The following is a 23194-nucleotide window of genomic DNA, read 5'->3' as shown; positions in this document are numbered from 1 at the left end:
GAGGACGGTCTCCATGACGCAGAAACCTCTCTACTCCCGCTTCAGCAGCATGCCTGAAGCATCCGGTCTGTACGACCCGTCGGCCGAGCGCGACGCGTGTGGCCTGGCCATGGTGGCGACCCTGCGTGGCACCGCCGGGCACGACATCATCACCCAGGCCCTCGACGCCCTGCGCAACCTTGAGCACCGTGGGGCGGTCGGCTCCGATGCCGGGACCGGTGACGGCGCCGGCATCATCACTCAGGTGCCGGATGCTTTTTTGCGCGCCGTCACGGATTTCGCGCTTCCCCCGCTGGGCCAGTACGCCGTCGGCAACGTTTTTTTGCCGACCGACCCGACCGCGCGCACCGGGATCAAACGCGCGATCAGCCTGATCGCTGAGGAGGAAAGTCTCACCATCCTCGGCTGGCGTGAGGTCCCGGTGCACCCGGAAGACCTCGGCAGCCAGGCCCGTGCCAACATGCCCGCCATCCAGCAGCTGTTCGTGCAAAGCACCCGCACCACCGAATCCGGCGACCCGCTCTCGGACATCGCGCTCGACCGGCAGACGTTTCGGCTGCGCAAGCGTGCCGAACGCGAACTGGAGATCTACTTCGTCTCGCTGTCCTGTCGCACCCTGGTCTACAAGGGCATGGTCACGACCCTGCAGCTTGAACCGTTCTACCCCGACCTGTCCGACGAACGCTTCGTCTCGACACTCGCCCTCGTGCACTCCCGCTATTCCACAAACACATTCCCGTCCTGGCCCCTGGCCCAGCCGTTCCGCATGATCGCCCACAACGGCGAGATCAACACGGTGCAGGGCAACCGCAACTGGATGCGTGCGCGTCAGTCCCAACTCGAATCCGAGTTGCTCGGCGACGTCGCACCACTGCTGCCGATCGTCACCCCGGGTGCGAGCGACTCGGCCTCCTTCGATGAGGTTGTCGAACTGCTCAGCCTGTCCGGTCGGTCGCTGCCGCACGCCATCATGATGATGGTGCCGGAGGCGTGGGAGAACCAGACCGACCTCGACGACGAACGTCGCGACTTCTACGAATACCATTCCATGCTCATGGAACCGTGGGACGGCCCCGCCGCGATCGTTTTCACCGACGGTTCCCTGGTGGGGGCAACGCTCGACCGCAACGGCTTGCGCCCCGGACGCTACCTCGTCACCGACGACGGCCTCGTCGTGCTCGCGAGTGAGATCGGCGTGCTCGGCATTGACCCGGCCCGCGTCGTGCGCAAGGGCCGCTTGCGCCCCGGCCAGATGTTCCTGGTCGACACCAAGGCCGGCCGCATCATCGACGACCGGGAGATCAAAGCAGAACTGTCCGCGAGCGAACCGTGGGGAGACTGGCTCGAGAAGGGGCGCATCAACCTCAAGGACCTTCCGGAGCGGGAGCACATCGTGCACCCGCCGGCATCCGTAGTGCGTCGTCAGCGCACCTTCGGCTACACCGAAGAAGAGGTGCGCATTCTGCTCGCCCCGATGGCCCGCACCGGCGCCGAACCGCTGGGCGCCATGGGTAGCGACACCCCCATCGCCGTGTTGAGCGACCGTCCGCGTCTCATGTTCGACTACTTCACCCAGCAGTTCGCGCAGGTCACCAACCCGCCGCTCGACTCGATTCGCGAAGAAGTCGTCACGAGCCTCAAGCTCGCTCTCGGGCCGGAACGCAACCTGCTGTCCGCCGGTCCGGAGCACGCCCGCCAGGTGATTTTGGATTTCCCGGTCATCGATAACGACGAACTGGCGAAGATCCAGCACATCGACCCCGCCATCGGCAGCCGCACCACAACGACCATTCGTGGTCTGTATCGCTTCGAGGAAGGGCCGGACGCCCTGGCAAAGCGGCTCGCGGCGATCTGCGTGGAGGTGGACGAGGCAATCGTGTCCGGCGCGCTGTTCATCGTGCTCAGCGATCGCGATTCCACTCAGGACCTCGCACCGATCCCGTCGCTGCTCATGATCGCCGCCGTGCACCATCACTTGATTCGCACCGAACACCGTATGAAGGTCGGCATCGTCGTCGAGGCCGGCGACGTGCGCGAGGTGCACCACGTGGCCCTGCTGATCGGATACGGTGCGTCGGCCGTGAACCCGTATCTGGCCATGGAGACCTGCGAAGACCTCGTGCGCAGCGGCATCATCACCAACGTCACGCCCGAGAAAGCGGTGCGCAACGTGATCAAGGCGCTCGGCAAGGGGGTGCTCAAAATCATGTCCAAGATGGGTATCTCCACCGTGTCGTCCTACGCCGGTGCCCAGGCCTTCGAAGCCGTCGGCCTCGCCCAGTCGTTCGTGGATCAGTACTTCACCGGCACCACGAGCAAGCTTGGCGGTGTCGGCATCGACGTGATCGGTGTCGAAAACCTGGCGCGGCACGCATCCGCCTATCCGATGGATGCTGCCGTGACCGCCCACGAACGCCTCGCGACCGGCGGCGAATACCAGTGGCGTCGGGATGGCGCCCCGCACCTGTTCAACCCGGAGACCATCTTCCGGCTGCAGCACGCGACCCGCACCCGCCGCTACGATATTTTTCGCGAATACACGAAAATGGTCGACGACCAGGCGGAATCGCTGATGACCCTGCGGGGCATGTTCACGCTCAGCCCCGGCCAGCGGTCGCCCGTGCCGCTGGACGAAGTTGAGTCGGTGTCGCAGATCGTCAAACGCTTCTCGACCGGCGCGATGAGCTACGGCTCGATCTCCCAGGAAGCGCACGAAACCCTTGCGATCGCCATGAACCGTCTCGGCGGCAAGTCGAACACCGGTGAGGGCGGCGAAGACCTCGACCGTTTGCTCGACCCGACCAGACGTAGCGCGGTCAAGCAGGTCGCGTCGGGCCGATTCGGCGTGACGAGCATGTACCTCACCCACGCCGACGACATCCAGATCAAACTCGCCCAGGGCGCCAAGCCCGGCGAGGGCGGTCAGCTGCCGCCCACCAAGGTCTACCCGTGGATTGCCCGTACCCGGCACGCCACCGCCGGCGTCGGTCTCATCTCGCCGCCGCCGCACCACGACATCTACTCGATCGAAGACCTCAAGCAGCTCATCTTCGACCTGAAACGGGCCAACCCGAAGGCGCGCATCCACACCAAGCTGGTCAGCCAGTCCGGTATCGGTGCCGTCGCGGCCGGTGTCGCCAAGGCACTCTCCGACGTGATCCTGATCAGCGGTCATGACGGCGGAACGGGCGCCAGCCCGGTCAACTCCCTCAAGCACGCCGGGACCCCGTGGGAACTCGGCCTCGCCGAGACCCAGCAGACGCTCATGCTCAACGGCATGCGCGACCGAGTGGTCGTGCAGGTCGACGGCCAGCTGAAGACTGGGCGTGACGTGCTCGTCGGTGCCCTGCTCGGCGCCGAAGAATTCGGTTTCGCCACCGCGCCGCTCGTCGTCTCGGGCTGCATCATGATGCGCGTCTGCCACCTCGATACCTGCCCGGTCGGTGTCGCCACCCAGAACCCGGAGTTGCGCAAGCGCTTTGCCGGTCAGGCCGATCACGTGGTGAATTTCTTCGAATTCATCGCGCAGGAGGTGCGTGAGTACCTCGCCGAGCTCGGATTCCGCAGCCTCGACGAAGCCATCGGCCACCGGGAGGTGCTCAATGTAAACCGTGCCCTCACCCACTGGAAGGCCCAGGGGCTCGACCTCTCGCCAATTCTGAGCGGCCCGGACTTCTCCGAGTCCGAACCGCGCAAGTGGGCACGCGCCCAGGAACACGAACTCGACAAGCACTTCGACAACGAACTGATCCGTCGCAGCCAGAGCGTGCTCGAACACGGCGGCAAGGTCAGTATCGACCTGCCGATCCGCAACACGGAACGTGCCGTCGGCACGATGCTCGGCCACCAGGTCACCCTGCGGCACGGCGAAAACGGCCTGCCGGCCGGGTCCATCGAGGTCACCCTCACCGGGTCGGCCGGGCAGTCGTTCGGGGCGTTCCTGCCAAGCGGCATCACCCTGCGACTCGAAGGCGATTCCAACGACTACGTCGGCAAGGGTCTCTCGGGCGGGCAGATCATCGTGCGCCCCGATCGGGCCAGCCAATTTCCGGCCGAAGACAACGTCATCGCCGGTAACGTCATCGGCTACGGTGCCACCCAGGGCAGCATGTTCATTCGCGGCATCGTCGGCGAACGATTTTTGGTGCGCAACTCCGGTGCGATCGCTGTCGTGGAGGGTGTGGGCGACCACGCCCTGGAATACATGACCGGCGGACTCGCCGTCATCCTCGGCGAGACCGGACGCAACCTCGGCGCCGGCATGAGTGGTGGCACCGCCTATGTGCACGGACTGACCGCCGAACGGGTCAACCGTGACGCCCTGACCTCGGGGGAGTTGCGACTTCTCGCCCTCGACAGTGTCGACCGTGAAATCGTGCGCGACCTGCTCGAACAACACCGGGACCAGACTGACTCGGCACTGGCCGCGCGCATGCTGGAGTACCTGGAAGAAACCATGAACGCATTTGTCAAGGTGCTGCCGCGCGACTACGCGGCCGTACTGGAGACCCGGCAGACGGCCGTCGATGAGGGGCTCGATCCCGACGGCCTCGTTGTCTGGAATCGAATTCTGGAGGTAACGAATGGCTGATCCGAAGGGATTCCTGAAGACCACGGAACGTGAGCTTCCCGCTCGCCGGCCGGTGGCCATCCGCTTGATGGACTGGAAAGAGGTCTACGAGCAGGGTGACAGCGCCGTGCTCAAACGGCAGGCCGGCCGCTGCATGGACTGCGGCGTGCCGTTCTGTCACCAGGGCTGCCCGCTCGGTAACCTTATCCCCGAGTGGAACGATCTGGTCTGGCGCGACGAGGGCCGAGCGGCCATCGAACGCCTGCACGCGACGAACAATTTTCCCGAATTCACCGGTCGGCTCTGCCCGGCCCCGTGTGAGTCGTCGTGCGTGCTCGGCATCAACCAGCCGGCCGTGACGATCAAGCAGGTCGAGGTTTCGATCATCGACCAGGCGTTTGCCAAGGGCTGGGTGCAGCCGCAACCGCCCGGCCGCCTGACCGGCAAGACCGTCGCTGTCGTCGGCTCCGGCCCGGCGGGACTCGCTGCGGCCCAGCAGCTCACCCGTGCCGGCCACACTGTCGCCGTGTTCGAACGCGACGACCGCATCGGCGGACTGCTGCGCTACGGCATTCCTGACTTCAAAATGGAGAAGAAACACCTCGAGCTGCGCCTCGCCCAGATGACGGCCGAGGGAACCCGGTTTCGCGCCAACGTCAACATCGGTGTGGACATCACGTGGGACGACCTGCGGGCCCGCTACGACGCTGTCGTCGTAGCGACCGGTGCCATGGTGCCCCGCGACCTGCCGATTCCGGGGCGCGATCTGCCCGGCGTGCACTTCGCCATGGAATACCTGGTTCAGCAGAACAAGATCGGCGCCGGCGGAAGCATCGAAGCATCGATCACCGCCGAGGGCAAGCACGTCGTCGTGCTCGGCGGTGGTGATACCGGAGCCGACTGTATCGGCACCGCGAACCGCCAGCTGGCAGCATCCGTCACCAACCTGGCGATCGGCAAGCAGCCGGGCACGACCCGCCCGGAGAGCCAGCCATGGCCGATGTCGCCGACCCTGTTCGAGGTATCCAGCGCTCACGAAGAGGGCGGCACCCGCCAGTACCTCGCGTCGACGGTCGAATTCTTGACCAATGATTTCGGCGAAGTGCGAGCCATCCGCATCGCCGAGACCGAATACCTCGACGGACGCCGCGTTCCCAAAGCCGGCTCGGAGCGGGAGATTCCGGCCGACCTCGTGCTGCTCGCCATGGGCTTCACCGGCCCGGAACAAGGCGACCTCGGCCACCAGCTGAAGCTTCCGTTCGATGAGCGCGGCAACGTCGAGCGTGACGGCAACTACCAGACCAGCCATGAGGGTGTCTTTGTCGCCGGAGACGCCGGTCGTGGCCAGTCGCTCATAGTCTGGGCCATCGCCGAGGGCCGCGCCGCCGCGGCTGCCGTCGACCATTTTCTGGAAGGCCAGACTCAGCTGCCGTCTCCGGTGAAGCCCACTGACCGTTCCTTCGCCCTCTAATCCAGTCCTCTTCATGCAGCACGTTGTAATGCGCCCGAAAAGCGCGGAAATCGGAGATTCACCAGAATGAGACGCGCAAAAATTGTCGCCACCCTCGGGCCGGCAGCCGCGAGTTACGAGCAGATCAGAGCCCTCATCGACGCGGGTGTCGATGTCTGCCGCATGAACTTGAGCCATGGCAACTACCAGGTGCACGAGAGTGTCTACGCCAACGTGCGCAAGGCAGCCAACGATTCCGGGCGTGCCGTCGCCGTGATGGTCGACCTGCAGGGCCCCAAGATTCGTCTGGGCAAATTCGAGGGCGGCCCGTACGAACTGGCCGTGGGCGATATCTTCAAGATCACCACCGAAGACGTACTCGGCACCAAAGAACTATCCGGCACTACCTTCAAGGGACTGCCTCACGATGTGCACCCCGGCGATTTTCTGCTCATCGACGATGGCAAGGTCAAGGTGCAGGTCGTCGAAACGGATGGCGTTGTCGTCACCACCAAGGTGATCGTTGCCGGCCCGGTCTCCAATAACAAGGGCATCAACCTGCCCGGCGTGGCTGTCAACGTTCCAGCCCTGTCGGAGAAGGACGAAGCCGACCTGCGCTGGGGCCTGCGTCTCGGAGCCGACCTCATCGCGCTGTCGTTCGTGCGCAGCGCCGATGACATCACCCGCGTGCACGAGATCATGGCCGAGGAAGGCCGCCGCGTTCCGGTGATCGCCAAGATCGAGAAGCCGCAGGCCGTCGACAACCTCGAAGAGATCGTCGATGCCTTTGACGCGATCATGGTCGCCCGTGGCGACCTCGGCGTCGAGCTGCCGCTCGAGGCCGTGCCGATTGTGCAAAAACAGGCCGTTGAGATCGCTCGGCGCATGGCCAAGCCGGTCATTGTCGCCACGCAGATGCTCGAATCCATGATCTTGAGCCCGGTGCCCACCCGGGCCGAGACCAGCGACGTCGCCAACGCCGTGCTCGACGGCGCGGATGCCGTCATGCTCAGCGGTGAGACCAGCGTGGGAGAATACCCCGTCGTCACGGTGCAGACCATGGCCCGCATCGTGGAATCCACCGAGGTACATGGGCTCGAGCGCATCGGCAAGCTGACCAATAAGCCGCGCACCCAGGGCGGTGCCATCACCCTGGCAGCCATCGAGGTCGCCGAATTCGTCGACGCGAAGTTTCTCTGTATCTTCACCGAGTCCGGGGACTCTGCCCGGCGCATGTCGCGGCTGCGGTCCAAAATTCCGATGCTGGCGTTCACTCCGGAGGCGGGCATTCGTCGTCGACTGGCCCTCACCTGGGGTATCCAGACCTATCTGGTGGACCCGGTGACCCATACCGACGCGATGTTCGGTCAAGTCGATGACATTCTCATCGGCCAGGGCCTCGCTGAAGTCGGTGACAAGGTCGTCGTCATCTCGGGTTCCCCTCCCGGAATCGTGGGTTCGACGAACGACATTCGCGTGCACCGCGTGGGTGACGCCCACAACGAGCTCGCGCCGGCGTACGTCAAAAAGTAGCGTTTCCTGCGAAAAGCCCCACTCCGTGATCGTCACGGAGTGGGGCTTTTCGTTGCTATCGGCTACTGGTCCACCATGGCGTCACCCCGACAGGTACGCGCCTGCCGACACAAACTGGCGCCCTTCGCCGACCGCTGCGGCAATCGCACGTACCTACCCGCTCAGGTCAGGTCGGGAAGATCAGAAAAGCAGCTGATCTGGCAATTCACTGATAAAAGATTGTACCGGTGGTGGGACTCGAACCCACACGTCCTTACGAACAAAGCATTTTGAGTGCTCCGCGTCTGCCATTCCGCCACACCGGCTTACAACTACTCGTTCAGAATACCGTAGGCTTTTGGTCGTGACCGACCAAGACAGCACCCCCACCCCTCCGCGCCGCGTTGTCGTCGCTGAGGATGAATCCCTCATTCGCCTCGACATCGTCGAAATTCTGCGCGACAACGGCTTTGAAGTCGTCGGCGAAGCCGGTGACGGAGAAACTGCGGTCGCCCTGGCACGGGAACTCCGCCCCGACCTGGTCATCATGGACGTCAAGATGCCCCAGCTCGACGGCATCAGCGCGGCGGAACGCCTTTCCAAGGAGCACATCGCCCCGGTTGTGCTGCTGACCGCGTTCAGCCAGAAGGAACTGGTCGAGCGCGCCACCGAGGCGGGCGCCCTCGCCTATGTCGTCAAGCCGTTCACCCCGAACGACCTGCTCCCAGCGATCGAGATCGCCCTCTCGCGCTACAGCCAGATCATCACGCTCGAGGCCGAGGTCGCCGACCTGGTCGAGCGGTTCGAGACCCGCAAACTCGTCGATCGGGCCAAGGGCCTGCTCAACGAGAAAATGGGTCTCACTGAGCCCGAAGCCTTTCGTTGGATTCAGAAGGCCTCCATGGACCGTCGCCTCACCATGCACGACGTGTCGCAGGCCATCATCGAGCAGCTCAGCGCGAAGAAGTAGCCCAACCGATACCTCAGAATTACACGGAACGGCCCGGCAGATGTTGCCGGGCCGTTTTGTTTCCCCTCGCTCTCCTGGTCGGCGTGTCGGCGGCGTCCGATACGCTCACACCAACGAAGGGCAAGCCAATGTTTTTGCTGGACGGCAGCGTCGTGACGAGCGCGAGCGACCTGAGCGCGGCATCCGTCTGCGAGTTTGCTTTCCTGCGCCGCATCGATGCCAGGCTCGGCCGCATCCCTACGGTGCCCGACCCGGTCGACGCTATGCTCGAGCGCACCTCGCGCCTGGGAGACGAGCACGAGCACCGGGTGCTCGAACGCTACCAGAGGAGCCAGTCGGTCATCGAGATTGCCCGGCCCGAACAGATATCGCGCTCGGCCCTCGACGCTGCAGCCGAAGACACACGGCTGGCCTTCACCATCGGTCACGACGTCATCTTTCAGGCGACGTTCTTCGATTCTGACTACGGCGCGGCAACCCCCGCCGGTCCAACCGGTGCAGGCAATCCAACCGGTGCAGGCAATCCAACCGGTGCGCGCAATTCAACCGGCACAGGCGGCCACGACACAATCGCCTTCGTCGGATTCGCAGACTTCATCGTGCGCCAGAGCGATGGCAGCTGGCTGCTGCAAGACACCAAGCTCGCCCGGCACGCCCGCGTGACAGCCCTGCTGCAGCTCGCCGCTTATGCCGAGCAGATGGAGCGCATCAAAGTGCCGACGGCCGACATCGTTGAACTGTTGCTCGGCGACGGCTCGGTGAGCGTGCACCGGCTCGCTGAAATTCGACCGGTGTACCGCAAACGCAAACAGCGTCTGGTACGAATCATCACGGAACGCCTCGACGATGACGCTGCCGTCGCGTGGGGAGATGCGCGGTACACGGTCTGCGGGCGCTGTGCCACCTGCGAGCTGGAGGTGCAGGAGCACCGCGATCCCCTTCTCGTGGCCGGTCTGCGGCTGTCGCAACGCGCCCGGCTGGCGGCCGCCGGCATCCGCACCATCGAAGAACTCGCCGCCACCACCGGGGGTTGCGACGGCATCTCCGACTCCACGCTCGGCGCCCTACGCACGCAAGCACGGCTGCAGCTGCAGGCCACGTCCACCCTGCCGCCGCCCGTTGACCTGTACAACCCGGCTGCGCTGGCCGTGCTCCCCGAACCGAACCCGGGCGATATCTTCTTTGACTTCGAGGGGGATCCGCTCTATACCGAGGGAGACGCGACCGGGGGAATCGCGACCGGGGGAGACGTGGCCGGGGCCGACACGCCCGGTGGCGCCACACGGTGGGGCCTCGACTACCTGTTCGGCCTGGTCGACCCAGATGAGACTTTCCGGGCCTTCTGGGCGCACACCTGGCGCGACGAGAAACAGGCTCTCATGAACTTCCTGGCCTATCTCGCCGAGCGTCGAGCGAGGTTTCCGGGCCTGCATGTTTACCACTACGCGGCCTACGAACGCACCCACCTGCTCAGCCTCGCTGCCCGGCACGGTGTCGGCGAAGACCAGATCGACCAGCTGCTCCGGGAGAATGTGTTGGTCGACCTGTACCCGCTCGTGCGCAAGACCATGCGCGTCGGGTCGCGCTCGTACTCGATCAAGAAGCTTGAACCGCTCTATATGGGCGCCGATCTGCGCGGCGGCGACGTCACGAACGCCGCTGATTCGATCACCGAATACGCCGCCGCCCGCGACCTGCACGCGCACGGCGACCAGGCCACGCCCGGACATCAGGCCAAAGCCCAGCGCATGCTCGAGTCCATCGCCGACTACAACCGCTACGACTGCGTGTCAACGCTGCGCCTGCGCAACTGGCTGCTCATGCTGGCCCACGGAGCCGGCATCCGCTCGGTAAACACAGCGATCGAAGCAAAGGTCGACACGCTCGAACCGTCACCCGTGCGCGACGCCCTGCTGGATTTCGCTACCGTCACCGCGGGCACCACTCACACTCCGCGCAGTGCCGACCAGACCGCGGCTGCCTTCGCCGCCGCCGCGATCGACTACCACCGGCGTGAGCAGAAGAGCTTCTGGTGGGGGCACTATTTTCGGCTCGACTATCCCATTGACGAATGGCAGGACACCCGAGACGTGCTCGTCGTGGAGCGCGTCGACGTGGAACGTGACTGGTTTCGTGAGGGCCAGCAGCGCGTGGACCGTCGCCACCTCTGGCTGCACGGCCGGCTCGCTCCGGGCAGCAGTATCAAGCCGGGTGACCAGGCCGGACCGTACCTGCTCTACGAATACCCGGGGCCGTTCGCGAACACCGACACTGCGGCGGGCGCACGCAGCCATCGCAGCGTGCACGTACTCCAGGTCGCCGACGACGGTGGCATCCTGGTCGAAGAGACGCTGCCGAAAGACGTTGCACGCTACAGCCATCGACCGAGCGCGCTCGCACCGGCCGCGCCACCCCGACCGATGCAGCAGAAACCCGCCATCGATGAGTGGGCCGCAAGCCTCGTCGACGCACAGCCGGGCTGGCCGCGCGACCCGATGGTCGATATTCTGCGCCGCACCCCGCCGCGCACCCGTGCGGGCCACCTTGCGCCAAGACCGGCCGACGGGCAGGCCGTCGACGCGGTGATCGCGAGCCTGCGAGACCTCGACCACTCGTATCTCGCGGTGCAAGGGCCGCCCGGCACCGGCAAGACCTATCTCGGCGCGCACGTCATCACCGCGCTCGTGCACCAGCACGGCTGGAAGATCGGCGTGGTGGCGCAGTCGCACGCGGTGGTCGAGAATCTACTGGATGCCGTGGTCGGCTCCGGCCTCGACCCCGCGCTCGTCGGCAAGGTGCCGAAAACCGGTGCCGACCAAGCCGAATCCAGCTACAAAGCCCTGCCGAAAGACGGACACCTGGTGTTCGCGCTCGACCACGCTGCCACCGGATTCGTCCTCGGTGGCACCGCTTGGGATTTCAGCAATCCGGCGCGCATCCCGCGCCATAGCCTCGACCTGCTCGTGGTCGACGAAGCTGGACAGTTTTCGCTCGCCTCGACCATCGCGGCAAGCGTCGGCGCACGTAACCTGCTGCTGCTCGGCGACCCGCAGCAGCTGCCGCAGGTCAGCCAGGGCACGCACCCCGAGCCCATCGACCAGTCTGCGCTCGGCTGGATTGCGGCCGAAAACGACGTGCTGTCGCCCGACCTCGGCTACTTCCTGAGTGAGAGCCGGCGTATGCATCCGGCCGTCACCGCGCCCGTCTCCCGGCTGTCCTACGGCGGCCTGCTGCGTGCCGACCCAATGACCGCGACCCGGCTACTCGTCGGCATCACGCCCGGCCTACACATGGTCCCCGTCGTGCACACCGGCAATGCGATCGCGTCTTCCGAAGAAGCGGATGCTGTCGTGTCACTCGTGCGGCGCGCACTCGGCCGCCGGTGGACCGACCCGACCACCCATCGGGTCGACACCCCCCTGATCCAGGCCGACGTCATCGTCGTGACCCCGTACAACGCCCAGCTGGTGCTGGTTCGAGAGGCCCTGGCCGTCGCCGGTTACCGTGACGTTCGCGTGGGAACGGTCGACAAGTTCCAAGGGCAGGAGGCCGCCGTCGCCATCGTCACGCTCGCGGCGTCCTCGGCCGACGACGCGCCCCGCGGCATGGCGTTCCTCATCATGAAGAACCGGCTCAACGTGGCCATCTCGCGGGCGAAATGGGCCGCCTACCTGGTCTATTCGCCCGCGCTGACCGACTACCTACCCGTGACTCCAGCCGGCGTCGCCGAACTGAGTGCGTTCATCAGCCTGGTCGAGCCCGAACCCTGAACAGACAGACCTAGACCCGCGGCGGCAGGTCCTTGATGATGTTCGTGATGCGAATCGTCGAGCAACGCCGCCCGGCATCGTCGGTGACCACAATCTCGTGCGTGGTAAGGGTACGGCCGAGGTGAATCGGGGTGCAGACACCGGTGACGTACCCGGAGGTCGCTGACCGGTTGTGCGAGGCGTTGATCTCGATGCCCACGGCGAGTTTCCCCGGCCCGGCGTGCAGATTCGCGGCCATTGAGCCGAGCGACTCACCGAGAACGACGTAGGCGCCGCCGTGCATGAGCATGGCTGGCTGCGTGTTACCGGCCACGGGCATTCGTGCCACGGCCCGGTCAATGCTGAATTCGGTGAACTCCAGCCCCATCTTGTCGGCCAGGTCGCCAGCGCCGCGCTGCTGAACCCAGGCGAGTGCTTCGTCAGTCGTATCGAACATGATCACCTTTGGTCGGGAGCCCACGCAGGAAGACACTTGTAGGCTGGGGGAGTGTTGGACTCCGAAAAGCCTACCCTGATGATCATCGACGGCCATTCCCTGGCATTCCGGGCGTTTTTCGCCCTGCCAGTGGACAGCTTCCAGACCCATGCCGGGCAGCACACGAACGCCATTCACGGCTTTCTGTCCATGCTGCTCAGCCTGCTGCGCAACGAGAAGCCGACCCACCTCGCTGTCGCCTTCGACATCTCCCGCGCCTCCTTCCGCACCCGGGAATACCCCGAGTACAAGGGCACGCGCAATGCGACCCCGCCGGAGTTCCTCGGCCAGATTCCCCTGCTGCAGGAAGCCCTCGCCGCGATGAACATCACGACCATCACCAAGGAAGACTTCGAGGCGGACGATATCCTCGCAACCCTGTCGGTGGAGGGCACCGCCGCCGGCTACAACGTGCTCGTCGTCTCCGGTGACCGTGACGCCATCCAGCTGGTCAACGAGACCGTCACGCTGCTCTACCCCTCCAGCCAGGGCGTGTCGGCTCTCACCCGTTACGACCCGGCCCGGGTGCTCGAACGTTACGGCATCAAACCCGAGCAGTACCCCGACGTCGCCGCCCTGGTCGGCGAAACCAGCGACAACCTGATCGGCATCAGCAAGGTCGGCGAAAAGACCGCCGTGAAATGGCTCGGCCTCTACGGCAGCCTCGCGGGCATCCTCGAACACGCCGAGGAGATCAAGGGCGTCGTCGGCAACAACCTCCGCGAGCAGAAAGAGAACGCGATTCGCAACCGCCGGCTCAACCGTCTCGTCACCGACCTCGAGCTTCCCGTCGCGGTCGCTGCGCTGGAACGCGGGCCGATGAACACCGCGGCTGTGCGAGACATTTTCACCCGCCTTGAGTTCAAAACCCTGCTCGACCGGGTGCTCAAACTAGCCGGTGAAGAACCCGCAGCTGCGGCATCTGCCATTGCCGCTGCAGTCATCTACGAAGTACCGGCCGTGCAGGCGCCCATCGCGCAGGATCTGCTCGACGAAGAACTCCAGTCCTGGCTGGATCGCGCCATCGCGGCGAACCCGGCCGGGCTCGGTCTCACCGTCGAGGTGCAAGACGGACGGGCGATCGGCTTCGGCCTGGCCAGCCCGACCGAGACGATCAACCTGTCCTGGCAGCCCGGCCGCATGGACTACGCCCCGTTCGAGGCCTGGCTCGCCGGTGATGCCCCCAAGATTTTGAACGACGCCAAGCATCAGGTGAAGGCGCTGCGGCGCAGTGGTCTGCCCTTCAACGGCCTCGCCTTCGACACTCTGGTCGGTGCCTGGCTCATTCGCCCTGGCGGCCCAGACAAATCCCTGGCCGACCTCGTGTCGCGCTACCTCGATGAAGCCCTGCCGGTCGCCGACCCCAACCAGCTCGTGCCCGATGAATCCAAGCAGGCCGGCGCGCCCGCGCAGGCCTGGTACACCCTGCGCGTGTTCGCCGCCGTCGAAACCACCCTCGACCCCGGCTCCCTCAAATTGCTCATCGACATCGAGATGCCGACCCTGCTGGCCCTCGCCGATATGGAGCTCGCCGGCGTCAGCGTCTCGCACGAGCAACTCGCCGAGCTGTCCGCCGAGCTTGGCGCCAGCACAGCGAGCCTCGCCGCCGCTGCCTACGCCGAGATCGGCCGCGAGGTCAACCTCGGCTCACCCAAGCAGCTGCAAAACGTGCTCTTCGACCAGCTGGAAATGCCCAAGACCCGCGCGAACAAGACCGGTTTTTCAACGGATGCCGGTGCTCTCGCCGACTTGCAGGCCAGCAACCCCCATCCGTTTCTCGATCTGCTCCTCAAACACCGCGATGCCACCAAGCTGCGCCAGATCGTGGAGACCCTCGACAAGGCCATTGATACCACCGGGCGCATCCACACGACCTACGTGCAGATCGGTACCACGACCGGCCGCATCTCGTCGAACGACCCGAACCTGCAGAACATCCCGGTGCGCACCGAGGAAGGCCGACGCATCCGGGCGGCGTTCCAAGCCGGCGCGCAGAGTGAGGGCCTCCTCACCGCCGACTATTCGCAGATCGAGATGCGCATCATGGCGCACCTCTCCGAAGATGCCGGCCTGATCGAGGCGTTCAACGCCGGCGAAGACCTGCACCGTTTCGTCGGTTCGCGCATCTTCGGTGTCGATCCGGCCGAGGTCACCGGTGAAATGCGCAGCAAGGTCAAGGCCATGAGCTACGGCCTGGCCTACGGCCTCAGCGCCTTCGGGCTGTCCCGCCAGCTGCGAATCGACACCAAGGAAGCCAAGCAGCTGATGACCGACTACTTCGAGCGGTTCGGCGCGGTGCGCGACTACCTGCGCAACGTCGTGGAGCAGGCCAAGGTCGACGGGTACACCGAAACCATCTTCGGCCGGCGCCGGCCATTCCCCGACCTGGCCAGCCCCAAGCGGGTGCTGCGCGACAACGCCGAACGAGCGGCCCTCAACGCGCCGATCCAGGGTTCAGCGGCCGACATCATGAAGATCGCGATGAACGGTATCGCCGCCGACCTGACGGATGCCTCGATGGACTCTCGCATGCTGCTGCAGGTGCACGACGAATTGATCTTCGATGTCGCCCCGGGCGAATGGGATGGTTTGCGTCAGGTGGTTACCCACAACATGGAATCGGCCGCCGACCTGCTCGTACCCCTGGAGGTACAGATCGGTCGAGGACCGAACTGGGACGTCGCGGCGCACTGATCGCGAGCCGTTGATCGCGAGCCGTTGATCAGGCTCCGTTGATCGCGGTGCGAGCATCATCGGCGGGTGACCGGCGATTTCCCCAAGTGGGGGGCTCGCATCGAGTTGTCGTGTTTTAGGCTCGGGAGCATGACAAACGACACCCAGCGCACTCCAACGGCCATCGACCAGATCGCCGAAGAGTGGGTTGACACCCTCGTCGAGCTTGACCCCACGGTGGGCACGTACATCGGCCGCGCAGGGGGTGACGGCCGCTACGGTGATTACTCGCCCGCCGGCCACGAACGTTTCGTCGACGAGGCGAAAAAAACGATCGCACAGCTGGATGCCGCTCGGCCAGTCGACAGCGTCGATGACGTCACGCAGACCGACCTCCGCAACGAGTTGTCACTCAGCGTTGAAAGCTCTGACGCTCAGCTGCAGCTCCGCGACCTCAACGTGATCGCGTCGCCGGCGCAGGAGATTCGCGAGATCTTCGACCTCATGCCCACCAAGACCGTCGATGACTGGGCCAACATCTCCTCCCGGTTGGGTAATCTTCCGGCCGCCATCGACGGGTACATCGCGACCCTCCGACTCGGCATCGAACGCGGAGTGACGCCGGCTCGCCGCCAGGTGCGGGAGGTACTCGCCCAGGCCGAGCGCCACGCCGCACAGGACGGGTTCTTCGCTGAGTTCGCTGCTAGCGCGGCCCTGGACGACGGCTCCCTGCCCATCTCTCTCGCGCACGACGTGGGCCTCGGCGCCCGCCGTTCAGCCGCCGCCTACGACACACTCGCGACCTTTTTCAGAACCGAACTCGAGGGCAAAGCCACGTCCGAGGACGCTATCGGTCGCGATCTGTATACCCTCGCCTCCCGACGTTTCCTCGGGGCGACGATCGACCTCGACGAAACCTACGAGTGGGGCATCGAAGAGCTCGCCCGCATGACCCGGGAGCAGGAGAAGGTGGCCGACCAGATCAAGCCGGGCGCGAGCGTGCTCGAGGCGATCGCGTATCTGGACACGGATCCGAGCCGCAAGCTGCACGGCACCCAGGCTTTGCAGGAATGGATGCAGAAGACCAGCGATAAGGCCGTGGCAGACCTGGCCGAAACGCAGTTCGACATCCCCGACGCGATCAAGACGATCGAGTGCATGATCGCCCCCACGCAGGAGGGCGGCATCTACTACACCGGCCCGACCGATGATTTCACCAGGCCCGGCCGCATGTGGTGGTCGGTGCCCGTCGGCGTGACCGAATTCGACACCTGGCGAGAACTGACCACCGTCTACCACGAGGGTGTGCCCGGCCATCACCTGCAGATCGGCCAGGCCGTGTACAACCGGGCCAAGCTCAACACCTGGCGCCGCCAACTAGCCGGTACGTCGGGGCACGCCGAGGGCTGGGCGCTCTACGCCGAACGCCTGATGGAGCAACTCGGTTATCTCGACGACCCGGCGAACCGTCTCGGCATGCTCGACGGGCAGCGGATGCGCGCGGCGCGCGTCGTTCTCGACATTGGCGTGCACCTGGGCAAGACCCTGCCGGACGGTGCGGGCCCGTGGACCGCGGAGTACGCCTTCGACTTTCTCGGCCGGAACGTCAACATGAACGCGAGCTTCGTCAAGTTCGAGGTCAACCGGTACCTCGGCTGGCCCGGCCAGGCTCCGTCGTACAAGGTGGGGCAGCGCATCTGGGAGCAACTCCGCGACGAGTGCGCCGCCCGCGAGGGCGCAAACTTCTCGATCAAAAACTTTCACCGGCGTGCCCTCGACCTCGGCGGCGTTGGCCTCGACACCCTGCGGTCGGCACTGGCCTGACCCGGCGTCGGCGACGCAGTCCCCAGCGGGCCTACTCGGCTCGGTGAACTCAAAGAGTGCGTCGCCTCGAGTCGTCTCCGTCCGATCCGACCCACATCGTTGTCGGCCCATCATCGCTGACCGGCGGTGGGCAGCCCGGAGCCGCGCCGGATGTCGAGTTGCCCCTTGTCTCCGCGGGTAGTTAGTATGGAGTGTCACATTTGTGATGCCCTATCCGCTGCCATGCGCGGAGTGCTGCCCGGTCGTTCTGTACCGCGGAGCATCCACAACACCTGAATAACTGTTCGCGTGTGGCCCGATTATGTCCATCCTGGAGCAACTACTACATGACAATCGCAACGACCGAACGGGCACCCAAGCAGGTCGCCATCAACGACATTGGATCTGCTGAAGACTTTCTTGCCGCGGTCGAAAAGACTCTGAAATTCTTCAACGACGGAGACCTCATCGAGGGCACCGTCGTGAAGATCGACCGCGACGAGGTTCTCCTCGACGTTGGGTACAAGACCGAGGGCGTCATTCCCTCCCGCGAACTTTCCATCAAGCATGACGTTGACCCCTCCGAGGTTGTCAAGGTCGGCGACCTGGTCGAGGCTCTCGTTCTTCAGAAAGAAGACAAAGAAGGCCGCCTCATCCTCTCCAAGAAGCGCGCTCAGTACGAGCGTGCATGGGGAGACGTTGAGAAGATCAAGGAGTCCGACGGTGTTGTCACCGGTTCGGTCATCGAGGTCGTCAAGGGTGGGCTCATCGTCGACATCGGCCTGCGTGGCTTCCTGCCCGCATCGCTCATCGAGTTGCGCCGCGTTCGCGACCTGACCCCGTACCTGGGCCAGGAGATCGAAGCCAAGATCCTCGAACTCGACAAGAACCGCAACAATGTTGTGCTGTCGCGCCGCGCCCTGCTCGAGCAGACGCAGAGCGAGAGCCGCACCACGTTCCTCAACAACCTCCAGAAGGGACAGGTCCGCAAGGGCGTCGTCTCCTCGATCGTCAACTTCGGCGCGTTCGTCGACCTCGGCGGCGTCGATGGCCTGGTTCACGTTTCCGAGCTCAGCTGGAAGCACATTGAGCACGCCAGCGAGGTCGTTGAAGTCGGCCAGGAAGTCACCGTCGAGATCCTCGAAGTTGACCTCGAGCGCGAGCGCGTCTCACTGTCGCTCAAGGCAACGCAGGAAGACCCGTGGCAGGTCTTCGCCCGCACCCACGCCATCGGCCAGGTTGCACCGGGTAAGGTCACCAAGCTCGTTCCGTTCGGCGCGTTCGTTCGCGTGGCCGAGGGCATCGAGGGCCTCGTGCACATCAGCGAGCTCTCCGGCAAGCACGTCGAGCTCGCCGAGCAGGTTGTCTCGGTCGGCGACGAGGTCTTCGTCAAGGTCATCGACATCGACCTCGAGCGTCGCCGCATCTCGTTGAGCCTCAAGCAGGCCAACGATGGCGTCGACCCCGACGGCACCGAGTTCGACCCGGCGCTCTACGGAATGCTCACCGAGTACGACGACAAGGGCCAGTACAAGTACCCCGAAGGCTTCGACTCCGAGACCAACGAGTGGCGCGAAGGCTTTGACGAGCAACGCGAAAAGTGGGAGCAGGACTACGCTGCTGCCCAGGCTCGCTGGGAAGCCCACAAGAAGCAGGTTTCGACCGCGAACGACGAGATCGCTGCCCCCAGCGACGTCGCACCGGCCGGCTCGGCCTTCTCGAGCGAGTCGGCTGGCGCCGGCACGCTCGCCGACGACGAAGCACTCGCGGCTCTCCGTGAGAAGCTCTCCGGCGGCAACTAGCACCACCGCACGACGCTCAGCAGCGGGCCGCATCCTTCGGGGTGCGGCCCGCTTCGTTGTGCAACGGATGGATCTGACAAGGACGGTTTCCGTACCGACTGCGGCTGAGCCGGATGCCGGAGTCCACTGAGCATCCGTCGTATTCGTCTTCGTATTCGTATTCAGCTTGACTGTGGGTCTCGGGACACTTCGTGCTATACCTAATGGTGAGGATATTTCCTCCTTTCAGCGCGTCCCGATATCTTCAGGATTGCCGCGCACGTCCAATTTCCCCACGAAACCCTGTTTTCTGGATGAATGCGCCCGTGCACACCAGTTTCACGAACCACAGCCCCATCGGAGAATTGCATGAACAGTTTTTGTCCCTCAGACAACGGCGGCACGGGGGGCGACGCCGCCTTCGCCGACGCGCCGCCCAGCGTCGCCGAAGCAGCCGTCAGCAGCAACACTGCGGACAGCCACGCGACGGCGCTCGTCGTCGAGGAGGATCCCGCATCGGCCGCGCTCCTGCGCCTGTTCCTGGAGACGGAGGGGTTTCGGGTGCTCACGGTTGCCAGCGGCGAGGAGGCTCTCGACATTGCTCGGCGTGTTCCGCTGAGCCTGATCACCCTAGATGTGCACCTTCCCGGAATGGACGGCTGGAAATTCCTGCTGCAGCTGCAAGATTCGCTCGGGCTGACATCCATACCGGTCATTGTTATTGCGGGCCTGACTGACATGGGCATGGCGCTGAGGCGGGGTGCTGCTGCCGTTCTGGAGAAACCGCTCCAGCAAGCCGAGTTGCAGAGTTCTCTCATACTGCTGGGTCTCCGCCCGGATCGGCCGCGCACGCGCACCATCCTCATCGTCGACGAGGACGACGAAACCGTCAACCAGGTCACCGCTTACTTGCACGAATCGGCCTTTCACGTCGAATCCGCGGCCACCGGGGCGGCTGGCATTGCCGACGCTGTGGCCTTGGCCCCTGACCTGATTCTGGTCAACCCTATGATGGAACAACTGGGTGGCCTCAAGATGCTTCGCGCGCTTCAGGATCATGCCAGTACGCAGCACATTCCCGTGCTGGTCCTCGCCCCGGTTGCTCTCACGAACGAGGAACAGGACAAAATTGACAGCGACCCGGAACAGCCCGTGGTCGCGATGAACGAGCCTGACGTCAACGTTGAGACCCTCCTGGCCAAGATCCAGCGCGCCCTCGAGTAGGCCGATGTCCGCAGTTCGTTTTCGGTGCAGCCGGTCGCATCCGCTCGTCACGCGCGGCGGCGCAGCGGATAGCATGGCGGAATGTATCTGATTGGGCTGACCGGCGGGATCGCGTCGGGCAAGAGCACCGTTGCGAAGCGGCTGGCGTCCTTGGGCGCCGTCGGGATCGACGCCGACCAGCTGGCCCGTGAAGTGGTCGAACCCGGCACGCCCGGCCTCGCCGCGATTGCCACCGAGTTCGGTGACGCTATCTTGCTGGCCGACGGCACGCTGAATCGACCAGCGCTGGGTGCGATCATTTTCAGCGACCCGAACCGGAGGGAGCGGCTGAATGCCATCACGCATCCGGCGGTACGACGACTCACCCGCGACCGGGTCGCTGCAGCGGGTGCCGCCGACCCGCACGCCATCGTTGTGTACGACGTTCCGCTGCTGGCCGAAGCCATCGCTGGCGGTCTGGTCACGTTTGATCTGATCGTTGTCGTGCACGCAGATGCTGAGGTCCGAATCGAGCGCATGGTGGAGTTGCGTGGACTCACCCGCGAGGAAGCTACCCACCGCATTGCCGCGCAGGCGAGTGATGCGGACCGCCTCGCCCTGGCCGATGTCGTGATCGACAACAACGGCACCTTCGACGCGACTATGGCCCAGGTCGACGCGGTGTGGACGCGCGCGTGCGCGGCCGAGGCTCGCGTGGCCGAGGCTCGCGGGGTCGAAGCGACCGACGGCACCCGCGCGCCGTAACGCGCCCGGAGGCTGACTGTCAGACCCCGTTTGTAGAATAGGAACATGGAACCCACGCGCTCTGTGAACCCGTTTGAAGTGGTCAGTGAGTACACGCCGAGCGGTGACCAGCCATCCGCCATTGCCGACTTGACCGCCCGCATCAATGCCGGCGAAACCGACATCGTTCTGCTCGGCGCCACCGGAACCGGAAAATCGGCCACAACCGCCTGGCTGATCGAGCAGGTGCAGCGCCCCACGCTCGTATTGGCCCACAACAAGACTCTCGCAGCCCAGCTGGTCAACGAATTTCGCGACCTTATGCCCAACAACGCGGTGGAATACTTCGTCTCCTACTACGACTATTACCAGCCAGAGGCCTACGTTCCGCAGACGGACACGTTCATCGAGAAAGACTCCTCGATCAATGAAGAGGTGGAACGGCTGCGGCACTCCACCACCAATTCGCTGCTGAGCCGCCGCGACGTCATCGTGGTGTCGACCGTATCGTGCATCTACGGGCTCGGCACCCCGCAAGGCTACCTTGATGCCATGATCGCGCTGCAGGTGGGTCAAAAAGTCAGTCGCGACTGGCTGGTGCGCAAATTTGTGGCGATGCAGTACAAGCGCAACGACGTCGACTTCTCCCGAGGCAATTTTCGGGTGCGCGGCGACACGATCGAGATCATCCCCATGTACGAAGAGCTCGCCATTCGTATCGAGATGTTCGGTGATGAGATCGAGGGGCTCTACAGCCTGCATCCGCTCACCGGCGACATCGTCAAGAAACTCGATTCGGTCTCCGTTTTTCCCGGGTCACACTACGTCGCGAGCGACGACGTCATGCGTCGCGCCATCGGCACCATCGAAGTCGAACTGGCTGAACGCCTGGAGGTGCTCGAACGCGAGGGCAAGTTGCTCGAGGCCCAGCGGCTGCGCATGCGCACCACCTTCGACCTCGAGATGATGGAGCAGATCGGCTTCTGCTCCGGCATCGAGAACTATTCCCGCCACATCGACGCGCGCGAACCCGGCGAGGCCCCGCACTGCCTGCTCGACTATTTTCCCGACGACTTTCTGATGGTCATCGATGAATCGCACGTGACCGTCCCGCAGATCGGCGCCATGTACGAGGGGGACTCCTCGCGGAAGCGCACCCTCGTCGACCACGGCTTCCGGCTGCCGAGCGCGCTGGACAACCGACCCCTCAAATTCAACGAGTTCAAGAACCGGGTCGGCCAGACCGTCTACCTGTCGGCGACGCCGGGCAAGTACGAGATGGGTATCGCCGACGGCATCGTCGAGCAGATCATTCGCCCGACCGGCCTGATCGACCCGCAAATCGTCATCAAGCCGAGCGCCGGGCAGATTGACGACCTGCTCGAAGAAATCAAGAAGCGCACCGAACGCAACGAACGCGTGCTCGTCACGACCCTCACCAAGAAGATGGCCGAGAACCTCACCGACTTCCTCACCGAAGCCGGGGTGCGAGTGCGCTACCTGCACTCCGACGTCGACACGTTGCGCCGGGTGGAACTGCTCACCGAGCTGCGAGCCGGCATCTACGACGTACTTGTCGGCATCAACCTGCTGCGTGAGGGCCTCGACCTGCCCGAGGTGTCACTTGTCGCCATCCTCGACGCCGACAAGGAAGGGTTCCTGCGTTCCGCCACGTCACTCATTCAGACCATCGGCCGCGCCGCCCGCAACGTGTCGGGAGAGGTGCACATGTATGCCGACCGCCTCACCGCGTCGATGGAGAAAGCCATTGATGAGACCGACCGGCGCCGAGAGAAGCAGGTCGCATACAACACCCTGCACGGCATCGACCCGACCCCGCTGCGCAAACGCATCGGCGACATCACCGAGGCCCTCGCCCGTGAGGAGGCCGACACGGCCGAGCTGCTCGCCGGTCGCGATGCCCGCCGCAAGACCGGGGCGCCGAACCGCCGGGTCGGCCTGGCCGCGAACGGCGCCAACGACCTCGAATCGATCATCGCCGACCTCAATTCGCAGATGCTCGAGGCCGCCGGGGAGCTCAAGTTCGAGCTTGCCGCGCGCCTGCGCGATGAGCTCTCCGAGCTCAAGCGCGAACTGCGGCAGATGGAGAAGGCCGGCCACCTGCAGTAACCGCGCTGGAGAACCTCGCGAGCCGGCATCGGTCCCACAGGGTCACCGGTTGTTCGTTCCCTCACGTGGCGGCACTCGTCGGGTCTCGCGGCACTCATTAGGTGTCAAGGCAC

Annotated in this window: 12 protein-coding genes and 1 tRNA gene; 11 read left to right on the top strand and 2 right to left on the bottom strand. The window is 64.7% G+C overall.

Annotation, left to right across the window (positions count from 1 at the left end; translation table 11 throughout):
- Positions 1-13: 13 nt before the first annotated feature.
- The 3 genes from gltB (at position 14) to pyk (ending at position 7553) form a co-directional block, all read left to right on the top strand.
- Positions 14-4591, top strand: a complete 4578-nt coding sequence (gene gltB, locus E3T50_RS13065) for a glutamate synthase large subunit (protein WP_134552454.1) — start codon at positions 14-16, stop codon at positions 4589-4591.
- Entirely contained in the window at positions 4584-6041 is a 1458-nt protein-coding gene (locus E3T50_RS13060) for a glutamate synthase subunit beta (protein WP_134459222.1), read from the top strand. Before gltB ends, E3T50_RS13060 begins: the two co-directional genes overlap by 8 nt.
- 66 nt (positions 6042-6107) lie before the next feature.
- Positions 6108-7553: a pyruvate kinase gene (gene pyk, locus E3T50_RS13055; protein ID WP_134459224.1), complete on the top strand. Its 1446-nt coding sequence runs from the start codon at positions 6108-6110 to the stop codon at positions 7551-7553.
- Positions 7554-7775: 222 nt separating this feature from the next.
- On the opposite strand, the gene E3T50_RS13050 is transcribed toward pyk, so the two are convergent.
- Positions 7776-7858, bottom strand: a tRNA-Leu gene (locus tag E3T50_RS13050).
- Between the two features lie 38 nt (positions 7859-7896).
- Here E3T50_RS13050 and E3T50_RS13045 point away from each other — a divergent pair.
- Together E3T50_RS13045 and E3T50_RS13040 are read left to right on the top strand one after the other, a co-directional pair.
- A complete protein-coding gene (locus E3T50_RS13045; RefSeq protein WP_035879545.1) occupies positions 7897-8502 on the top strand; it encodes an ANTAR domain-containing response regulator in 606 nt (201 codons plus the stop codon).
- Between the two features lie 128 nt (positions 8503-8630).
- Positions 8631-12272 carry an AAA domain-containing protein gene (locus E3T50_RS13040; RefSeq protein ID WP_134552452.1) on the top strand — a complete coding sequence of 1214 codons (3642 nt, stop codon included), beginning with the start codon at positions 8631-8633 and terminating at the stop codon, positions 12270-12272.
- 10 nt (positions 12273-12282) lie between these two features.
- On the opposite strand, the gene E3T50_RS13035 is transcribed toward E3T50_RS13040, so the two are convergent.
- Positions 12283-12708 carry a hotdog fold thioesterase gene (locus E3T50_RS13035; protein WP_134552450.1) on the bottom strand — a complete coding sequence of 142 codons (426 nt, stop codon included), beginning with the start codon at positions 12706-12708 and terminating at the stop codon, positions 12283-12285.
- A gap of 51 nt (positions 12709-12759) precedes the next feature.
- On the opposite strand from E3T50_RS13035, the gene polA reads away from it, so the two are divergent.
- The 6 genes from polA to uvrB all read left to right on the top strand — a co-directional run bounded on the left by polA (position 12760) and on the right by uvrB (position 23081).
- Positions 12760-15441: a DNA polymerase I gene (polA, locus tag E3T50_RS13030; RefSeq protein WP_134552448.1), complete on the top strand. Its 2682-nt coding sequence runs from the start codon at positions 12760-12762 to the stop codon at positions 15439-15441.
- Positions 15442-15570: 129 nt separating this feature from the next.
- Positions 15571-17244, top strand: coding sequence for a DUF885 domain-containing protein (locus E3T50_RS13025; RefSeq protein ID WP_134552446.1), 1674 nt, complete (start codon positions 15571-15573; stop codon positions 17242-17244).
- A 326-nt stretch (positions 17245-17570) separates the two neighbouring features.
- Positions 17571-19025, top strand: coding sequence for a 30S ribosomal protein S1 (rpsA, locus tag E3T50_RS13020; protein WP_092448535.1), 1455 nt, complete (start codon positions 17571-17573; stop codon positions 19023-19025).
- Between the two features lie 348 nt (positions 19026-19373).
- Positions 19374-20228: a response regulator gene (locus E3T50_RS13015; protein ID WP_166784296.1), complete on the top strand. Its 855-nt coding sequence runs from the start codon at positions 19374-19376 to the stop codon at positions 20226-20228.
- 81 nt (positions 20229-20309) lie between these two features.
- A complete protein-coding gene (coaE, locus tag E3T50_RS13010) occupies positions 20310-20972 on the top strand; it encodes a dephospho-CoA kinase (protein ID WP_134552442.1) in 663 nt (220 codons plus the stop codon).
- Between the two features lie 45 nt (positions 20973-21017).
- A complete protein-coding gene (gene uvrB, locus E3T50_RS13005) occupies positions 21018-23081 on the top strand; it encodes an excinuclease ABC subunit UvrB (RefSeq protein ID WP_134459238.1) in 2064 nt (687 codons plus the stop codon).
- Positions 23082-23194: the final 113 nt, after the last annotated feature.

This window comes from Cryobacterium gelidum, from assembly GCF_004403985.1.
GTDB lineage: Bacteria > Actinomycetota > Actinomycetes > Actinomycetales > Microbacteriaceae > Cryobacterium > Cryobacterium gelidum.
The sequence above is the reverse complement of the archived record's forward strand: the minus strand, read 5'-3'. Positions and strand labels throughout refer to the sequence as shown.